This window comes from Streptomyces populi, from assembly GCF_002911015.1.
GTDB lineage: Bacteria > Actinomycetota > Actinomycetes > Streptomycetales > Streptomycetaceae > Streptomyces > Streptomyces populi.
In genome coordinates this window covers 1-17,496 of record NZ_KZ626903.1, presented here as the reverse complement: position 1 = coordinate 17,496, position 17,496 = coordinate 1, and the positions used below count along the sequence as shown (strand labels likewise).

Genomic DNA, 17,496 nt, shown 5'->3' with positions numbered 1-17,496 from the left:
ACGGCCGGGGAGAGCGCTCTATCCCGGGGCGGCACCGTGCCGTTAGGGTGCCGCCATGAGCAGACAGGCCCCCACGCTGGAGGATGTCGCGCGGGTGGCCGGAGTCTCCCGCGCGACCGTGTCCCGGGTCATCAACGGGGTCCGCAACGTCGACCCCGGGATCCAGGAGGTGGTGCGCCAGGCCATCGAGCGGACCGGATACGCGCCCAACCGGGCGGCCAGATCGCTGGTGACCCGGCGCAGCCAGACGGTGGCGCTGATCGTCTCCGGCGCGGGCGACACCCCGGGGGAGGAGCAGAACGCCTTCGCCGCAAGGGTGTTCGCGGACCCCTTCTTCGGACGGGTCGTCAGCGGCGTGGTGGGGTACCTGCGTCCACGCTCGATGCACCCGCTGCTGATGTTCGCCGAGTCCGCGGAGACCAGGAGCCAGGTGCTGGCCGACCTGCGGCAGGGCAGCGCGGACGGCGCCCTCGTCGTCTCCACCCACGCCGACGACCCGCTGCCCGCCCTGCTCGCCGACGCGGGGGTCCCCACCGTCCTCTTCGCCCGGCCCTCCCGGCCCGTCAGGCTCAGCTACGTCGACCTCGCCCACCGGGAGGGGGCGCGGCTGGCCGCCGAACACCTGCTGAACCGGGGGTGCCGGCGGATCGTCACCGTCACGGGCCCGCTCGGCGTGGCCGCGAGCCAGGACCGGCTCGCCGGGTTCCGGGACACGATGGCCCGCGGGGGACACCCGTACGTCCCGGTCGCCGAGGGCGGGTTCACACTGGACAGCGGCATGGCGGCGATGTCCGGGCTGCTGGCCGAACACCCGGACGTCGACGGGGTGTTCGCCGCCAACGACCTGATGGCGCAAGGCGTGTGCCAGCTGCTGCGGGAGCGCGGCAGAGCGGTGCCGGACGACGTCGCGGTCGTCGGCTTCGACGACTCCAGCGTGGCGGTGACCTGCCGGCCTCCCCTGACCACGGTGCGCCAGCCGGTGGAGGAGATGGCCGCGGCGATGGCCGCTCTCCTGGACGAGCACGTCCGGGGCGTGCGCACCGAACCCACCTCGCTGATCTTCGACCCGGAACTCGTGCTCCGGGCGTCGGCGTGACGCCCCACGTCCGTGGGCGGCCTCCGCCGGGAGTCCGCCGGTGGCGGACACTGGACGGGGCAGTATGGACGAGCACCCGGCCGGTCAGGCGGGCCGGCGACGGAAGGCAGGCGGATGACCCACCCGATCACCGTGGGCGTGGACGGATCACCCGAGAGCAGGGCGGCGCTGGCCTGGGCGGGCCGTGAGGCCGTCCGCCGGGACGTGCCCCTGCGGGTGGTGTACGCCTGGCACTGGCCGCCGCACGACATGGTCGGCGGAGGTGACCGGGAGGACCAGGCGCGCTGGGCCCACGGCATGATCGAGGACGCGGCCCGCACGGTCACCGACCGGCACGTCGGCCTGCGGGTGACGGTCGACGTGATCGACTCCGAGGGGGGCGACGCGGTGGAGGCGCTGCTGGGCGTCGCGGCCGACACCGGGACGCTGGTTCTCGGGTCGCGCGGATACGGCGCGTTCGTCGGCTTCCTGCTCGGTTCCGTCGGACAACGGGTGATCTCCGAGGCGTCCTGCCCGGTCGTGCTGGTGCGTTCGGAGGACCGTCCCGGGGACGAGGCGGGCGGCCGGGAGATCGTCGTGGGCCATCAGGGCGGTCCCGAGGACGGCGCGGCCGGACTGCGTTTCGCGTTCGAGACCGCGGCGGCCCGCGGCGCGGCGCTGCGGGCCGTACGGGCGTGGAGCCTGCCGCCGGTGTTCGCCTACAGCCCCGGCTCGCTGAAGATGCTGGACGAGGCCGGTGGCCTGGAGCCGTACGAGCGGAAGACGCTGGCCGAGGCTCTCCGGCCGTGGCGCGAACGCTTTCCCGAGGTGCCCGTCACCCAGCACATCGAGATGGGCAGCGCGGGCCAGGTGCTGCTGTCCCTCTCCGACCGGGCCCAGCTGATGGTCGTCGGCCGCAGGGCCGACCGCCCGGCGATGGGCGTACGCATCGGTTCGGTGGCCCACGCGGTGATGCACCACGCGCCCTGCCCGGTGGCGGTCGTCCCGCACGCCTGACCCGGGCGTCCCGGGCCGGAGACACCTACTGGCCGTTGTCGGCCCGGGACATCCGCAGGGCGAGGTCCTGGAGCAGGTCGGCCGTCGAGACGTCGGTCCGCCCGGAGTCGTGGAGGTCGGCGAGCTCGGAGAAGAGGAACGCGAAGGCGCCCACCAGTGAGATGGCGGCGGGCAGATAGGCGTCCGCGACCGCCTGCCCCGCCTCCGCGGGGCCGGCGTCACCGGGCACCTCGACGCGCGGGAACACCTCGGTGACGAGCGCGCCCAGGTTGTTCTCGGCCGACTCGACCCCGTCCTCCTCGTCCTGGGCGATCCTGCGCACCATGGCGTTGGTCTCGGTGAGCACGCCGATCGCGCGCAGGATGATCTCCGTCTGTTCCATGCGGTGAGCCTAAACGGGCGAAGCCCCGCTGTGACCAGGATCTTGGTCTCGGGATGGTAGACAGGCCCCATGAACGACAACTCCCGCGCCCGTCGGGCCCGCACGCGATGACCGCGGGCATCGACACCCCCGACCGCCGGGGCCGCACCGGACTCGACCGGACGGGCCGTGACCTGACCGGCAACCCGCGGGTCAGGATCCGCGACGTGAAGCTCCTGTCCTGCCACTGGTACGTGGAGCGCACCACCACCTTCGACCTCCTGCTCGCCGACGGGACCTGGAGCACCCAGGAGCGCGAGACCCACGACCGCGGCAACGGCGCCACTCTCCTGCTGTACGACGCCGAACGGAAAACAGTGCTGCTGACCAGGCAGTTCCGCTATCCGGTGTATGTCAACGGGCACCCGGACGGCATGCTGGTCGAGACGCCCGGCGGCCTGCTCGACGAGGACGACGAGCACCCCGAGGTCGCCGTGCGGCGCGAGGTCGTCGAGGAGACCGGGCACACCGTCGGGGAGGTCGAGCACGTCTTCGACGTCTACATGAGTCCGGGTTCGGTCACCGAACGGGTGAGCTTCTACGCCGCTTCCTACGGTCCGTCCACCCGTACCCACGAGGGCGGCGGGCTCGACGAGGAGGGAGAGGACATCGAGACGGTCGAACTGCCCTTCCACGAGGCCCTGTCGATGATCCGCACCGGGGAGATCGCGGACGCCAAGACCATCATGCTGCTGCAGTGGGCCGCCCTGGAGGGGCCGTTCGCCAAGGCTTGACCTCAAGAGCACTCCAACGAACAGACTCCCGTTCGGCCCGGGGACTTCGGGCCCGAACGGGAGGGAACACCATGCGTTACCGCACGATCGGCACGGACCCGGCCACCCGCCGCGAGGTGAGCGTGCTCGCGCTCGGAGCGATGCTGTTCGGCTCGCTGACCGACGAGGAGACCTCGTTCGCCGTGCTCGACCGCTACGTCGAGGCCGGGGGCAACTTCATCGACACCTCCGACAACTACGCCTACTGGACCGACGGCGGCCAGGGCGGGCAGAGCGAGGAACTGCTCGGACGCTGGCGGCGCAGCCGGGGCGTCGGCGACGAGATCGTCCTCGCGACCAAGCTCGGCGCCCGCCCGCTGGCCCCGGGCACCGGCTTCGTCGACAACCCCGAGGGTCTGTCCGCCAAGGTGATCCACGAGGCCTCCGAGCGGAGCCGGGAACGCCTCGGGGTGGAGAAGATCGACCTTCTGTACGCGCACATAGAGGACCGCACCGTCGAAGCGGGCGAGACCGTCCAGGCGTTCGCCGAACTCGTCGCACGGGGCAGCGTCGGACTGCTCGGGGTGAGCAACCACGCCGTCTGGCGCGTGGAGCGGGCCCGGGCCCTGGCCGCCGGGGCGCACCTGCCCGGCTACGAGGTCCTCCAGTACCACCACAGCCTGCTGCGCCCGCGCTCCGACGTACCGAGCGGGCTCTTCCCCGAGGGGAACCTCGGCGCCGCGACCGGAGAACTCCTCAGCTATCTGGGGGCGGAGGAGGGGCTGACCCTGGTCGCCTACTCGCCGCTGCTGGGCGGCGCCTACGGGCGACGGGACAAGCCGCTGCCCTCCGACTACGACCACCCGGGGAACACCGCCCGGCTCGCCGTGCTCCGGGACGTGGCGAAGGAGACGGGGGCGACCCTCAACCAGGTCGTGCTGGCCTGGCAGATCGGCGGTGAGCTGCCGGTGATCCCGCTGGCCGGTGCCTCCTCGGTGGCCCAGCTGGAGGAGAACCTGGCCGCGGTGGACCTGGAACTCACCCCGGACCAGCGGGCCCGCCTGGACGCGGCCCACTGACACCCGCCGGGCTCCCGCCGCCGAGGGCGGCCCGGACGGCGCCCGTCACGCGTGCCCGTCCCCGCGGGGCGGCCGGCGGGTGGTGAGCAGCAGGGCGATGTCGTCGGGGCGCTCGTCGGCCTGCCGGGCCTCCGCGGTGAGCAGGTCGGCGGCGCGGGACAGGGAAGGGCCGCCCGCCGTGCGGTGCCGCGGGGCGCCCGCTCCGGCCAGGGTCGAGCGCAGCGCCTCGACCCCTTCGTCGATGTCCGTGCCGGGCCGCTCGACCAGCCCGTCCGTGTACAGGGCCAGCACGGCCTCGGGCTCCAGCACCAGGTCCGTCACGGGGTAGTCGGCGTCCGGGTCCACGCCGAGCACCACACCGCCCGGCAGGTCCAGGACCTCGGTGCGGCCGTCGGGATGGCGTAGCAGCGGCTGCGGATGCCCGGCCCGCGCGGCCTGCGCCTCACCGGTCAGGGGGTCCACCCGGACGTAGCAGCAGCTCGCGAACTGACCCGGGTCGAGGTCGATGAGCAGCCGGTTGGTGCCGCTCATCACCTCGTCCGGAGGGTGGTCCCCGAGGGCGAACGCCCGTACTGCACTGCGGAGTTGACCCATGGTGGCGGCGGCCTGGACGCCGTGGCCCTGTACGTCGCCGATGACGAGGGCGAGCCCGTCGCCGGCCTCGACGACGTCGTACCAGTCGCCGCCCACGTCCATGCCGACGGTGCCGGGAAGATAGCGGCCCGCCGTCCGTACGAGGGGGTGCGCCGACAGCCGGTGCGGCAGCAGGGCCTCCTGGAGTCCGCGGGCGAGCGCCGCCTCGTTGTCGTAGCGCCGAGCCCGCTCCAGGGCCTGGGCGATCAGCCCGGCGAGCGCGGTGAGGACCGTGCGTTCCTCGGTGCTGAAGCTCCGGGGCCGGTCGAATCCGAGGATGCACGAGCCGACCGGGCGCCCGGAGGCGATCAGCGGCAGGAAGGCACGGGCCCCGACGGTGGCGTCCAGGGCGACGCCCGGATAGGCGGCGCCCAGCTGCTGCATCGACTCGAAGAAGAGCGCCCGGCCGCTGGTGAGCGTCTCGACCCCGGGCAGTTTGGCGTCCAGGCCCACGCCGTCGAAGGGGGCGAGGAACCCCTGCGGGAAGCCGGTCTCCCAGGCCAGGTAGAGCCGGCGGTCCTGGAGCAGGTAGATGGCCAGGCGGCGGCTGCCGAAGGCGGGCAGCAGCTCGCGCATCACCACCTCGGACACCTGCCGCGCGGTCACCGCCTCGGTCAGCGCGATCGCGAGGACGATGGGCCGGTACTGCGGTGCCGTGCCCGAGACACCCGAGTCGGGCTGTTCGGCCTCGGTCTGTACGGCCTGGGTCGCCTCCACGTCGAACGGAGTGTTCCCGGTGGCTCCCGAGGCCCGCCCCAGGGGCGTGATCTTGCAGGTCACGCCGCGGGGGCCGGGATAGACGGAGAAGCTCAGCCAGGTGCCCGTCAGGTGCCCCGGAGTCGTCTCGGTGCCGCTCCCCACCGGGCTGCGGGCCCGGAAGTGCACCGGGTCCGGCGAGAGCAGCGCGCTGCGCAGGTGGTCCTCGTAGGCGGGGTGGTCCATCCAGGGCACCACGTCCCACAGCAGCCGTCCCAGCAGCTCGGCGCGCGGGCGGCCGAGGAGCTCGGCGGCCCGCGGATTGGCGTAGGTGATCAGCCCGATCCGGTCGATCGCGAAGACGCCCTCCGGGAGCTGGTCGGCCGCCCCGTCCGCCGCCGGCCCCGGTCCAGGGTCGACGAGGGCGCCGCTGACCCGGAACGGCGGGACGTCCCCTCCTCCCGCGGTCCACAGTTCCAGGAGCCGCAGTCCCCCGCCGCCGGTGCGCACCGGCAGGGGATGGGGCGGCGGCCGTCCCGCGGCGGTCTCGCGCAGGGCGGCCAGCAGCAGCCGGGGGTCGTCGTGGGCCAGCGCGTCCGCGAAGGCCTCGGGCGTCCCCGCGAAATCCTCCGGGGGGATCCCGAGCAGCGCCCACAGGGCGTCGTCCGCGATCAGCGTGCCGTCGTCCGGATCCCAGGTGAACCCCCCGACGCACCGGGTGGACGGGCCGTCGACCGGCGGCCGGGTCCCGAGGGGGTCACCGTCCCACAGGACCGGGGACCCGTCCTTGTCCAGTCGCGCCAGGGCGGCCCCGAGCTCCGCCGCCACCGCCGTCATCCGGTCCCGGTCCGGCAGGACCTCGGTGGCGTCCGAGGCCGGCGGGCGCAGCACGATCAGGACGCCGTACGAGGTGGAGTCGCCCACCACCGGCACGTAGAGCGAGCCGAACTGGAACGGCAGTCCCGCCGCGAGCTGCGGATAGCGGCGCATCGTCTCCGTCGGGTCGGCGAGCAGTACCTCCACGCCGAGCCGATGGGCGTCCGCGACCGGGAACGGCCGGTCCACGTGCATGCGCGACCAGGGCCGGAAGAGGGGGCCCGGGAGCCCCGCGAGCACGGCCAGACGCAGCAGGCCGGGCGTGCGGGAGCGCAGATAGACGCCTCCCGCGAAGCCGCGGGCGGCCCGGATCGCGTCCGTCACCGCGTCACTGAGCAGGGAGGTCAGGCCGTCCGGCGCCTGGCCCTCACGCTCGGCGCTCCCTGTCATCGATCTGCCCTCGTCCGCCCGCCGCCGGGGGTCAACACAGCAAGAATGCGCCTCTCAGGCCGCTCGCCGCACCTCGGCGTCCTCCGCGGCGCCGGGAGGCGGGGCCGTTTCTCCCGGCCGAGCCCGCATGCGCCCGGCGTGGACACACCGGCTCGGACCTGCCTCGGGAGCCGTCCGGGAGCGGGCGGTCCAGGACACCGGCCCGGGCCGCCACGGCGGACCCGCGGGGCCCGGCGCGGGGTGCCCGGTGTCCCGATCAGGTCCCCGGGGGACACGAGCCGCTCCCGCTCGGCCATAGTGATCCCCGAATCGAAAGATGTATCGAGCAACCAGGATGAGTGTGGACACGAGCGAGAGCAGCGGCGAGAGCGGTACGGACAGCGGCACCGCGACGCCCGGCAGGAGCACCGGAACGACCGGCGGAGGCACCGGGAGGGCCGACGGGAGCACCGGGACGGCCGACGGAAGCGCCGGGACGTCCGACGGGAGCGCCGGGCGGACCGGCCGCTCCGGATGGCGCCGATGGGCCATGGACACCAGACCGCTGCGCCGCCCCGCCTACCGCCGCCTGTGGTCGTCGACCGCCGTCACCGCCGTGGGCAGCCAGCTCACCGCGGTCGCCGTGCCCAAGCAGATCTACGACATCACCGGCTCCTCGGCCTGGGTCGGCTACGCGAGCCTCGCCGGCCTGCTGCCCCTGGTGGTCTTCGCCCTGTGGGGCGGTGCGATCGCCGACAGCATGGACCGCCGCAGGCTGCTCCTCGTCACCAACACCGGCATAGCCGTCACCTCGCTGCTCTTCTGGGCCCAGGCCGTCACCGGACTGGACTCGGTGCTCGTCCTGATGGTCCTGCTCGCCCTCCAGCAGGCGTTCTTCGGCCTCAACTCCCCGGCCCGCAGCGCGTCCGTAGCCCGGCTCGTCCCGGCGGACGAACTGCCCGCGGCCAACGCGCTCGGCGCGACCGTCATGCAGACCGGCTCGGTGGCCGGGCCGATGCTCGCCGGCGCGCTCATTCCCCTCGTCGGGCTGCCCGAGCTCTATCTGATCGACGCCCTCGCCCTGTGCGTCACCGTGTGGGCCGTCCTCCGGCTCCCCGCGCTGCCGCCCCTCACGGGAGCGGCCTCCCGGCGCGCCGGCCTGCGCGAAGTGGTGGCCGGTTTCCGTTACATCGCGCTGCACAAGGTGCTGTTGCTGTCCTTCCTCGCCGACATCATCGCCATGGTCCTCGGCATGCCGCGCGCCCTGTTCCCGCAGCTCGCCGCCGAGACGTACGCCTCCTACGGGGAAGGGTTCGCGCTCGGACTGCTGTTCGCGGCGATCCCCGTCGGCGCGGTCGTGGGCGGACTGACGTCGGGCACCTTCTCCCGGGCCCGCAGGCACGGCCTGATGGTCATCGTCTCCGTCGCGGCCTGGGGCGCGGCCATCGCCGGGTCCGGCCTCAGCGGCAGTCTGTGGCTCGCCGTGGCCTTCCTCGCCGTGGCCGGGGCCGCCGACATGGTCTCCATGGTCTTCCGCGGCGCGATCCTGCTGTCCGCCGCCACCGACGAGATGCGCGGACGGCTCCAGGGCGTCTTCACCGTCGTCGTCGTGGGCGGCCCGCGTGTCGCCGACGTCCTGCACGGCACGGCCGGTTCGGCCTTCGGAGCACCCGCCGCGGTCGCCGTCGGAGGCCTGCTCGTGATCGTGGCGGTGCTTGTGCTCGCTTTTGTCACACCGGCCTTGCGGCGTTACACAATCTGAATCTGAAAAACGACCATGGTGGTTCTAGAGTGACCGCATGGTGGACACGCGGCCCACGTCGGCCTTTCACGCGCAGAACATCAGCGCGGACAGCACCGCTCGTCTGGTGGGCGCCCTCGATGCCCAGGACGTCAATGACGGTGTGCAGCGGCTGCGTTCGTGGGCGCACGCGGCCCTGGTCGTACGGCCCGGAGAACGGGTGCTCGACATCGGCTCGGGCACCGGCTCGCAGACTCGGCGCCTCGCGACGGCCGTTGGCCCCCGCGGCAGGGTGCTCGGCATCGAGCCCAACCCCGGACTGCGCGCCGTGGCCGAGCAGCGGGGCACCGAGGAGCGCAGTGCCGCGCGCTTCGCCGACGCCGACGCCCTCTCCCTGCCGCTGCCCGACGCCACGGTCGACGTGGTGTGGTGCGAGCGGGTGCTCCAGCACCTCGTCGAGCCGGAGAAGGCCGTCTTCGAGATAGCGCGTGTGCTGCGCCCCGGCGGACGGGTCGCCCTGCTGGACACCGACTGGGCGACCACGATCCTGCATCCCGGCGACCCCGAGACGATCGCCGCGCTCACCACCGGCGCGCTGTCCGCGGCCGCCGACCCGTACTCCGGACGCAAGCTGGTGGGACGGCTGACGGCCGCCGGGCTGGTGATCGACGACCGTGGATCGCAGGCCCTGCTCCAGGACCACAAGTCGGTCGCCTGGCCGCTCATCCGGATGCTGGGCGATTCGGCGATGAGCCGTGGACTCATCGACGAGGCGCAGCGCGACCGCCTGTACGAGGACCTCGCGGAGGCTGCGCGACAGGGCGGCCTGCACATGTCCGTGACGATGTTCGGAGCGGTGGCGCACCGCCCCGAATGACCGGGTCGGGGCCCGGGGCGCCGCGCCCGGATCCACCGGGTCCAGGATCATGGTGTAGCGCCCGGATTGAACCGGAATACAATGGAATGGCCGTCGCTGACGGGCCAGTACGCATTTTTCCCCTGGCATTGGGGGTACGCGAACACCATGTACACCGCGAGCCAAGATCTGATCGCAGCGAGTTCCTCGCTGAACGCGGGTGCCGCCTTCATCGGCGGTCTCGTCATCGCCGGCGCCCTCGTCTGGGCCGTCCGGATGGGTATCCGGGTGCGGAACCTGGAATCGCGCCCGCCCACGGCCGAGGAGCAGCCCAGGCTGCCCGAGACCGGGGCGGTGCACGAGGAGCGCGAGATGCGTGAACCCGACGAGGTCCCGCACGCCGCGGACGAGAGTGAGCGGCTGATGCCGTACAACATGCACTCCGCGGGAACCAAACACGCCGACGACCAGCATCGCAAGCGCTGGCAACCAGGATCCAGCGGATCCTTCGGCAGCGGCGGACCCGGCAGGACCTGACCGGGACGCGAAGGGGCCGACCGTCGCGAGCGGCCGGCTCCTTCACGTGCGCGGACGGGACCGGTCGCGCCCGCGGGAGACCGGCCCCTCAGCCGTCCAGCGCCCGGGCGATCAGGGACTGCAGGTACAGCCCGCGGTGGGCGTCGAGCGCTTCCGGCCGGCCCGAGCGGACGGCGGTGGCGAACTCCCGGCGCAGCACGGGCCAGGACTCCTCGTGGTCGAGTGCCCCGGCGTCGAGGACCAGCTCGGGATGCCGCCCGAACAGCTCGACGCGGACGATGCCCCGCTCGACCTCGACCGAGCCCGACAGGGAGGCCTGGCTCACGGCGCCGCCCTCGTGCTCGCAGGTGAGTTCGAGCCAGCGGCGCGGGTCCCCGGCGCCGCGCACCCGGACGATCGGCCCCAGGGCCGCGTCCAGCAGATCGAGGAGGTGCGGTCCGAGGTCCAGCAGCGCCCCGTGCTCGAGCCGCCACGGGGTCGCGAAGTCACCGCCCAGGAAGGCGCCGCTGACACCGCAGGAACGCGCGCCCGAGACGTCCAGGGTCCGCGCCTTCGCGAGGAACCGCCGGGTGGCCGGGTGATAGCGGTTCGTGAGGACGAGCTGCGAGACCACGCCCGACGCGTCGATCGCGTCCACGAGCCGCCGCGCCGCGGCCAGGTCGAGCGCGAGCGGCTTCTCCAGGAGCAGGGCCTTGCCCGCCTCGGCGGCCCGGACGGCGAGTTCGGCCTGTACCGAGGGCGGAACCGAGAAGGCCACCGCCTCGCAGTCGGCGAGCAGCTCCTCGAACGTCGCGGCGGCGTTCGCGCCGTACGGGGCCGCCGTCTCGCGGGCGGCCTCCGGCCGGCGCGCCCACACCGACGTCAGCAGCGTCTCGGGCCCGGCGGCGAGCACCCGCGCGTGCACGGCCCGCGCCCAGGGCCCCGCGCCGACGAGCCCCACCCTGACGGGAGCACGGTTCCAGGTGGGCGAGGTGGTGGTCACGGCGTCTCCTCTGCGCTGTACGGGGCCTGACACGCCGTCGTCCGGGTGGTGCCGACGCCGGGGCGACGACCGGACGCCGGATCTTCGGACGTGTGGACAGACTTCACCACGGCGTCCCGGTGTCCGGCCAGTGGGGGAGGCCTCGCGCCCGTGCCGCACGGTCCCGCGGGGGCACACGGGGGCGCGGGAGCCCGGCGCTCGAACGCGGAGAGCGCGCCTCTGTCGGTCCGGGCCCGCCGCACGTCATCATGCCGGACATGGATCCCACACAGGACAAAGCGGGCCTCGGGGGCGGTGCGGGCCTGCTCGCGCTGCCGGAGGACTGGGACCGGTGTCTCGCCGTGGCCGCGCACCCGGACGACATCGAGTACGGCACGGCCTGCGCCGTCGCGCGCTGGACCGCGCAGGGCAAGCAGGTGAGCTATCTGCTGGCGACCAGGGGAGAGGCCGGCATCGACGGCCTGCACCCGGACCGGGCGGCACCGCTGCGCGAGGCCGAGGAACGGGCCGGCGCACGGCGGGTCGGCGTCGAGACCGTCGAGTTCCTCGACCACCGCGACGGCGTCGTCGAGTACGGGACCGGACTGCGCCGGGAGATCGTGCGCGCGATGCGCCGGCACCGGCCCGAGATCGTGGTGTCCGGCGCGTTCACGGTACGGATGATCGGCGGCATGACCAACCAGGCGGACCACCGGGCCGTGGGCCTGGCCGCCCTCGACGCGGCACGCGACGCAGGGAACCGCTGGATCTTCCCCGAACTCGCCGACGAGGGTCTGGAGCCCTGGAGCGGCATCCGGATGGTGTGCTTCGCCGGAGCGGAACGGCCCACCCACGGCGTCGACGTCACCGGCGAACCCCTCGAACGCGGCATCGCCTCGCTGGAGGCGCACGCCGAGTACACCAAGGGCCTGGGGGAGGGCGCCTTCGAACCGCGGCCGTTCCTGACCTGGGTGTCCGGCGTGGGCGGTGCGGCGCTCGGCGTCGAGTCCGCCGTCCTCTTCGACGTCCACCAGCTCGTCCCGGACGGTCCGCCGCCCTGGGTGTGAGCGGCTCCGGGACCGGCCGCCGGGACGGGCCCGGACGCGGCCACCGGGACGGGCCCGGGCCCGTCCCCGGAGCGGCTCACCGCCGACGGTGCCCTCGCGGGCCCGCACTCCACGAACACGACTTGACCCGATCGTGAGGGCCGGGGCGGGCGGGGCCTCATAGGCTGTGCGCGAGTGATCACCGTCGAACCGGAGGAGCGAACGTGACACCACGCCCGCACGAGGCCGCACGACGCACAACCGTCCTTCGCCGCGAAGCCGTTGTCGCGGCCGTCCCCGTCGCGCTCGCCGCGCTGCTCACCGCGGCCGGACCCGCCACGGCGGCCGGGACCGTGGGCTCGGCCGGCGCGGGAGACCCGTACTTCCCCCTCTCTGGCAACGGCGGCTACGACGTCCGCCACTACGGCCTGACGCTCGGCTACGACCCGCACGACCGCCACCTCGACGGCAAGGCGGTCATCACCGCCAGGGCCACCCAGCGGCTGACCCGGTTCGACCTCGACCTCAGCGGGCTGAAGGTCACCGGCGTCACCGTCGACCACGCCAAGGCGGCCTTCCGGCGCGACGGCCGGGAACTCGTGGTCACTCCCCAAAAAGCCCTGCGCAAGGGCCAGGAGTTCCGCGTCACCGTCACCTACTCCGGCACCCCGAAGCCGGTCACCGACCCCGACGGTTCTTCCGACGGCTGGATCCCCACGGACGACGGGGCGTTCGTGGCCGGCGAGCCCCAGGGCGCGATGACCTGGTTCCCCGCCAACAGCCACCCCACGGACAAGGCGTCGTACGACTTCACCCTGACCGTCCCGAAGGGGCGCACCGCCGTCGCCAACGGCGTCCTGCTCGGGCAGCGCACCGCGAACGGCCGGACCACCTTCCGCTGGCGCCAGTCCGAGCCGATGGCGGCCTACCTCGCCACGGCGACCGTCGGCACGTTCAAGGTCGAGCAGTACACCACCCGCGACGGCCTGAAGATCTACAACGCGGTCGATCCCCGCGAGGCGGCCGCCGCCGCGCCGGTGATCGGGAAGCTGCCGTCCGTCCTGGCCTGGGAGAGCAAGCTCTTCGGCCCCTACCCCTTCAAGGCGGCCGGAGCCATCGTCGACCGGGCCCCGCAGGTCGGGTACGCCCTGGAGACCCAGACCCGGCCCGTGTACGACTCCGCGCCCGACCTGGACACCCTCGTCCACGAGAGCGCCCACCAGTGGTTCGGCGACTCCGTCACCGTGACCCGGTGGAAGGACATCTGGCTCAACGAGGGCTTCGCCACCTACGCCGAGTGGCTGTACGCCGAGCAGCACGGAGGCAGGAGCGCCCAGAAGGCCTTCGACGCGCTGTACGCCACTCCCGCGGGCAAGGACCTCTGGGCGTTCCCGCCCGGTGACCCCGGCAGCGGCGAGCACATCTTCGAGACACCGGTCTACGCCCGCGGGGCCATGGTCCTGCACAAGCTGCGCACGGCCGTCGGCGATCCCGTGTTCTTCCGCATCCTGCGCTCCTGGGCCGGTGGCCACCGCGACGGGCACGGCACGACGGCGCAGTTCGTCCGGCTCGCCGAGCGGGAGTCAGGCAAGGACCTGACCGCTCTCTTCCACACCTGGCTGTTCACGGCCGGGAAGCCCGCCTCGTCCTGAGGCGGGCTTCCCGGCGGCGGCTGCGGTCGGGCTCAGGCCGGCCGCAGCCACACCGTCGCCAGCGGCGGCAGCGTCAGCTCGATGCTCGTCGGGCGGCCGTGCATCCCGATCGCCTCGGCCTTCACCGGCTCGGGGTGGACGACGTCGCTGCCGCCGTAGCGGAGGCTGTCCGTGTTGAGGACCTCCTGCCAGGCGGGGACGTCCTCGGGGACGCCGAGGCGGTAGCCGTGGCGTACGGCGGGGGAGAAGTGGGAGACGGCGAGGAGCGGGGTGCCGTCGGCCGCGTGGCGCAGGAAGGCGAGGACGTTGTCGTCCGCGGCGTCACCGGCCACCCATGCGAACCCGGAGGGGTCGGTGTCGCGTTCCCACAGTGCGGGTTCGCCGCGGTAGAGGGTGTTGAGGTCGCGGACGAGGTCCTGGACCCCGCGGTGGTCCCCCGCGGCGCAGTACGCCGGGTCGAGGAGCCACCACTCGGGGCCCTCGGCCTCCTTCCACTCCCCGCCCTGCGCGAACTCCTGCCCCATGAAGAGGAGCTGCTTGCCGGGGTGCGCCCACATGAAGCCCAGGTAGGCACGGGCATTTGCGCGCCGCTGCCACCAGTCGCCGGGCATCTTGGAGACGAGCGCCTGCTTGCCGTGCACGACCTCGTCGTGGGAGATCGGCAGGACGTAGTTCTCGCTGTAGGCGTACACCATCGAGAAGGTCATCTCGTTGTGGTGGTACTTGCGGTGGATCGGCTCGTGCTGCATGTACTCCAGCGAGTCGTGCATCCAGCCCATGTTCCACTTGAGGCCGAAACCGAGCCCCCCGTCGGACGTCGGACGGGTGACGCCTTCCCAGGCCGTGGACTCCTCGGCGATCGTGACGACACCGGGGTTGCGGCGGTAGACGGTGGCGTTCATCTCCTGGAGGAACGCCACCGCGTCGGGGTTGTCCCGCCCGCCGAACTCGTTGGGGGCCCACTGCCCCTCTTCGCGGGAGTAGTCGAGGTAGAGCATGGAGGCGACGGCGTCGACGCGCAGGCCGTCGATGTGGAACTCCTCGCACCAGTAGGTGGCGTTGGCGACGAGGAAGTTGCGGACCTCGCGGCGGCCGTAGTCGAATTCGAGGGTTCCCCAGTCGGGGTGGTCGGCGCGCCGGGGGTCCGCGTGTTCGTACAGCGGGCGGCCGTCGAACTCGGCGAGGGCCCAGTCGTCGCGGGGGAAGTGCGCGGGGACCCAGTCCATGAGGACGCCGACCCCGGCGCGGTGCAGCGCGTCGACGAGGTACTTGAAGTCGTCGGGGGTGCCCAGGCGTGCGGTGGGCGCGTAGAACCCGGTGATCTGGTAGCCCCACGAGCCGCCGAAGGGGTGCTCGGCGACGGGCATGAGCTGGACGTGGGTGAAGCCGAGGTCCGTGACGTAGGCGGGGAGCTGGTCGGCCAGTTGACGGTAGGTCAGACCGGGTCGCCAGGACGGGAGATGCACCTCGTACACCGAGAACGGCGCCGCGTGCACCGGGCGCTGCTTCGCCCGCTCCTTCATCCACTTCGAGTCCTGCCACGTGTACGACGACCGCGTCACGACCGACGAGGTCGCCGGAGGCACCTCGGTACGGCGGGCCATCGGGTCGGCGCGCAGCGTGCGGGAGCCGTCGGGGCGCGTGATGTCGAACTTGTAGAGCGTTCCCTCGTCCATGCCGGGCAGGAACACCTCCCACACGCCGGACGATCCGAGCGAACGCATAGGGAACCCGGCGGCGCCGTCCCAGTGGCAGAAGTCCCCGCAGACCCGGACCCCTTGGGCGTTGGGGGCCCACACGGTGAAGCGGGTGCCGGTGACGCCCTGGTGCTCCATCGGTTCGGCGCCGAGCGCCCGCCACAGCTCCTCGTGCCGGCCCTCGCCGATCAGATGCAGGTCGAACTCGCCGAGCGCGGGCAGGAACCGGTAGGGGTCCTCGGTCTCGAACTCGGTGCCGTCGTACGTGACCACCAGGGTGTACGCGGGAATCGCGTCACAGGGCAGGACGGAGCCGAAGAACCCGTCGCCGAGGTCGTCCAGCGCCGTACGGTTCCCGTCCACGACCACCGCCACCCCCCGGGCGTGCGGCCGCAGCGCCCGGATCACCACTCCGCCCGGCACCGGATGGGCGCCGAGCACCGCGTGCGGATCGTGATGGGCGCCGGACAGCAGCCGCCCCCGGTCCGTGGGGTCCAGCGCGGCGGGCTGCGCGGACGGGGCGGCGGGCTTGGCCCGTCGTGCGCGGGTGGATGCGGTGCGGGTCACGGCTTGGCCTCTCGGGGTGGGGTGGTGGAGATGGTCGTCGGGACGGTCCGGTCCGGTCGGGGCCGGTGGTCGGGCGGGCGTGGTCAGGAGCGGTCGGCGAGTCGTCCGACCGCAGCCATCGGGACGGGCAGCCAGTCGGGCCGGTGCCGTGCCTCGTAGAGCACCTCGTACACGGCACGGTCCGTCTCGTAGGCGCGCAGCAGTTCGGGTTCCTCGCGCGGGTCCCAGGCCGCGGCGTCGGCGTAGCCCGCGCAGAAGGCCTCGCGGCAGCGCTCCGCCCACTCGGGCCGCCAGGGCTGCCGGGAGCGGGCCGCGTAGTCGAAGGACCGCAGCATGCCCGCGACATCGCGTACGGGCGACTGGACACGCCGACGTTCGCTGATCGGGCGGGCCGGTTCACCCTCGAAGTCGATCACCGACCAGCGCCGCCCGGCCCGCAGGACCTGGCCGAGGTGGAGGTCGCCGTGGATGCGCTGGGCCGGGCGGACCGCCGCGTCCAGGGCGGCGAGCGCGTCGAACGCCGACCGCAACCCGGGCGCGTGCGGGCGCAGTTCGGGGACGGAACGCGCGGCGGCGTCCAGTCGCTCGTGCATCGCCTCGGCGAGCCGACGGTTGCGGTCCGGGCTCGGCGCGTCCACGGGGAAGGCCGTGGCCAGGGCCAGGTGCACCTCGGCGGTGGCCCGGCCCAGTTCGAACGCCTCGCCCGTGAAGTCCTGCCGCGAGCGGAGGGACTCGAGCGCCAGCGCCCAGCCGTCGGTGGCGCCCCGCAGATACGGCTGGAGGACGCCGAGGGTCGCCTCCTGCGGCTGCGTCGTCCGGAACCACGCGGCCGGCGCGGGGACGCGGTCGCAGCCCTGCCGGGCCAGGGCGCGCGGCACTTCCAGGTCGGGGTTGATGCCGGGCTGCACGCGCCGGAAGACCTTCAGTATGAACGCGTCCCCGTAGATCAGTGAGGTGTTGGACTGCTCGGCGTCGAGGAGGCGCGGTGCGAGACCGGAGGGCACCGTCACCGCCGGATCGGCCTCGAACAGCAGCGGACCCGCGGTACCCGAACGGCGCAGCCGCTCCAGGAGCAGTCCGGTGGCCTTCGGGTCGTGGAAGGCGTCGTACACGGTCAGCCCGGCCAGCGGACCGGTCTTCACCCGGCCGATGGCGGCGGGGGCGAGCCGCGGCGGCAGGACCTCCCGGACACCGAGGAGCAGTTGGTAGCAGTCCTCGGCCGCGGGCGAGTCCGCGCTGCCGTGCGAGGGCGGGCCGAGGTGCTCGGTGCGGACCAGCAGATGCAGACAGCCGGGGTACAGCTCGGTCGTCGACAGCAGTGTCACATCCGTCACGGGCCTGCCCTTGCCCGCGAACCAGCGCTGCCGGGGCAGCCAGGCCCGCAGCAGTTCGGCCAGCGGGGTGAGCAGCGGTGCGGTGTCGAGGCCGCTCGGACGTTGCAGAGCGGTGTCCGGCATGACGGCACGTCCTTTCCGGGGCGGGCGGGCTGTCGAGGGGTACGCGTTCACGGTCGCCTCGTGGTGGCGGGCCCGACCGCGGGACGCAACCGGAACCAGTAGA

At 73.3% G+C, this 17,496-nt stretch carries 14 protein-coding genes; 9 read left to right on the top strand and 5 right to left on the bottom strand.

Annotated features, from left to right (window positions below; genetic code table 11):
• Positions 1 to 55: 55 nt before the first annotated feature.
• Positions 56 to 1,096 carry a LacI family DNA-binding transcriptional regulator gene (locus CW362_RS27490; protein WP_103552251.1) on the top strand — a complete coding sequence of 347 codons (1,041 nt, stop codon included), beginning with the start codon at positions 56 to 58 and terminating at the stop codon, positions 1,094 to 1,096.
• A 114-nt stretch (positions 1,097 to 1,210) separates the two neighbouring features.
• A complete protein-coding gene (locus CW362_RS27485) occupies positions 1,211 to 2,092 on the top strand; it encodes a universal stress protein (protein WP_103552250.1) in 882 nt (293 codons plus the stop codon).
• Positions 2,093 to 2,117: 25 nt separating this feature from the next.
• Here CW362_RS27485 and CW362_RS27480 read toward each other — a convergent pair whose 3' ends face one another.
• On the bottom strand, positions 2,118 to 2,474 hold the full coding sequence (locus tag CW362_RS27480) for a hypothetical protein (protein ID WP_103552249.1): 357 nt from the start codon (positions 2,472 to 2,474) through the stop codon (positions 2,118 to 2,120).
• 107 nt (positions 2,475 to 2,581) lie between these two features.
• Between CW362_RS27480 and CW362_RS27475 the strand changes: the two genes are divergently transcribed.
• Together CW362_RS27475 and CW362_RS27470 are read left to right on the top strand one after the other, a co-directional pair.
• Entirely contained in the window at positions 2,582 to 3,247 is a 666-nt protein-coding gene (locus CW362_RS27475; protein ID WP_103552247.1) for an NUDIX domain-containing protein, read from the top strand.
• Between the two features lie 71 nt (positions 3,248 to 3,318).
• Entirely contained in the window at positions 3,319 to 4,305 is a 987-nt protein-coding gene (locus CW362_RS27470; protein ID WP_103552245.1) for an aldo/keto reductase, read from the top strand.
• 45 nt (positions 4,306 to 4,350) lie between these two features.
• Here the strand turns inward: CW362_RS27470 and CW362_RS27465 are convergent, their stop codons facing one another.
• Positions 4,351 to 6,900 (bottom strand): SpoIIE family protein phosphatase, encoded by a 2,550-nt coding sequence (locus CW362_RS27465; protein WP_103552244.1) that lies wholly within the window; start codon positions 6,898 to 6,900, stop codon positions 4,351 to 4,353.
• Between the two features lie 316 nt (positions 6,901 to 7,216).
• Here CW362_RS27465 and CW362_RS27460 point away from each other — a divergent pair, with 316 nt between their 5' ends.
• The 3 genes from CW362_RS27460 (at position 7,217) to CW362_RS27450 (ending at position 10,013) form a co-directional block, all read left to right on the top strand.
• Entirely contained in the window at positions 7,217 to 8,641 is a 1,425-nt protein-coding gene (locus CW362_RS27460) for an MFS transporter (protein ID WP_376450083.1), read from the top strand.
• 37 nt (positions 8,642 to 8,678) lie between these two features.
• A complete protein-coding gene (locus CW362_RS27455; protein ID WP_103552241.1) occupies positions 8,679 to 9,497 on the top strand; it encodes a methyltransferase domain-containing protein in 819 nt (272 codons plus the stop codon).
• Positions 9,498 to 9,644: 147 nt separating this feature from the next.
• Positions 9,645 to 10,013: a DUF6479 family protein gene (locus tag CW362_RS27450; RefSeq protein WP_103552240.1), complete on the top strand. Its 369-nt coding sequence runs from the start codon at positions 9,645 to 9,647 to the stop codon at positions 10,011 to 10,013.
• An 88-nt stretch (positions 10,014 to 10,101) separates the two neighbouring features.
• Here the strand turns inward: CW362_RS27450 and CW362_RS27445 are convergent, their stop codons facing one another.
• Complete coding sequence (locus tag CW362_RS27445; RefSeq protein WP_103552239.1) at positions 10,102 to 10,995, bottom strand: Gfo/Idh/MocA family protein; 894 nt, start codon at positions 10,993 to 10,995, stop codon at positions 10,102 to 10,104.
• A 257-nt stretch (positions 10,996 to 11,252) separates the two neighbouring features.
• Between CW362_RS27445 and CW362_RS27440 the strand changes: the two genes are divergently transcribed.
• Entirely contained in the window at positions 11,253 to 12,041 is a 789-nt protein-coding gene (locus CW362_RS27440) for a PIG-L deacetylase family protein (protein ID WP_103552238.1), read from the top strand.
• A gap of 203 nt (positions 12,042 to 12,244) precedes the next feature.
• A complete protein-coding gene (locus CW362_RS27435; RefSeq protein ID WP_103552237.1) occupies positions 12,245 to 13,672 on the top strand; it encodes a M1 family metallopeptidase in 1,428 nt (475 codons plus the stop codon).
• 32 nt (positions 13,673 to 13,704) lie between these two features.
• Here the strand turns inward: CW362_RS27435 and glgB are convergent, their stop codons facing one another.
• Both glgB and CW362_RS27425 read right to left on the bottom strand, forming a co-directional pair.
• Positions 13,705 to 16,023: a 1,4-alpha-glucan branching enzyme gene (glgB, locus tag CW362_RS27430; protein ID WP_103552291.1), complete on the bottom strand. Its 2,319-nt coding sequence runs from the start codon at positions 16,021 to 16,023 to the stop codon at positions 13,705 to 13,707.
• A complete protein-coding gene (locus CW362_RS27425) occupies positions 16,020 to 17,393 on the bottom strand; it encodes a maltokinase N-terminal cap-like domain-containing protein (RefSeq protein WP_103552235.1) in 1,374 nt (457 codons plus the stop codon). Before CW362_RS27425 ends, glgB begins: the two co-directional genes overlap by 4 nt.
• Between the last annotated feature and the right edge of the window lie 103 nt (positions 17,394 to 17,496).

What these genes read in the sequence shown, in the direction of transcription:
- CW362_RS27455 (WP_103552241.1), top strand. Translation starts at nt 8,679, where the DNA reads ATGGTGGACACGCGGCCCACGTCGGCCTTTCACGCGCAGAACATCAGC.
- CW362_RS27465 (WP_103552244.1), bottom strand. Translation starts at nt 6,900, where the DNA reads ATGACAGGGAGCGCCGAGCGTGAGGGCCAGGCGCCGGACGGCCTGACC.
- CW362_RS27425 (WP_103552235.1), bottom strand. Translation starts at nt 17,393, where the DNA reads ATGCCGGACACCGCTCTGCAACGTCCGAGCGGCCTCGACACCGCACCG.
- CW362_RS27480 (WP_103552249.1), bottom strand. Translation starts at nt 2,474, where the DNA reads ATGGAACAGACGGAGATCATCCTGCGCGCGATCGGCGTGCTCACCGAG.
- CW362_RS27470 (WP_103552245.1), top strand. Translation starts at nt 3,319, where the DNA reads ATGCGTTACCGCACGATCGGCACGGACCCGGCCACCCGCCGCGAGGTG.
- CW362_RS27485 (WP_103552250.1), top strand. Translation starts at nt 1,211, where the DNA reads ATGACCCACCCGATCACCGTGGGCGTGGACGGATCACCCGAGAGCAGG.
- CW362_RS27475 (WP_103552247.1), top strand. Translation starts at nt 2,582, where the DNA reads ATGACCGCGGGCATCGACACCCCCGACCGCCGGGGCCGCACCGGACTC.
- CW362_RS27490 (WP_103552251.1), top strand. Translation starts at nt 56, where the DNA reads ATGAGCAGACAGGCCCCCACGCTGGAGGATGTCGCGCGGGTGGCCGGA.
- CW362_RS27440 (WP_103552238.1), top strand. Translation starts at nt 11,253, where the DNA reads ATGGATCCCACACAGGACAAAGCGGGCCTCGGGGGCGGTGCGGGCCTG.
- CW362_RS27450 (WP_103552240.1), top strand. Translation starts at nt 9,645, where the DNA reads ATGTACACCGCGAGCCAAGATCTGATCGCAGCGAGTTCCTCGCTGAAC.
- CW362_RS27460 (WP_376450083.1), top strand. Translation starts at nt 7,217, where the DNA reads ATGTATCGAGCAACCAGGATGAGTGTGGACACGAGCGAGAGCAGCGGC.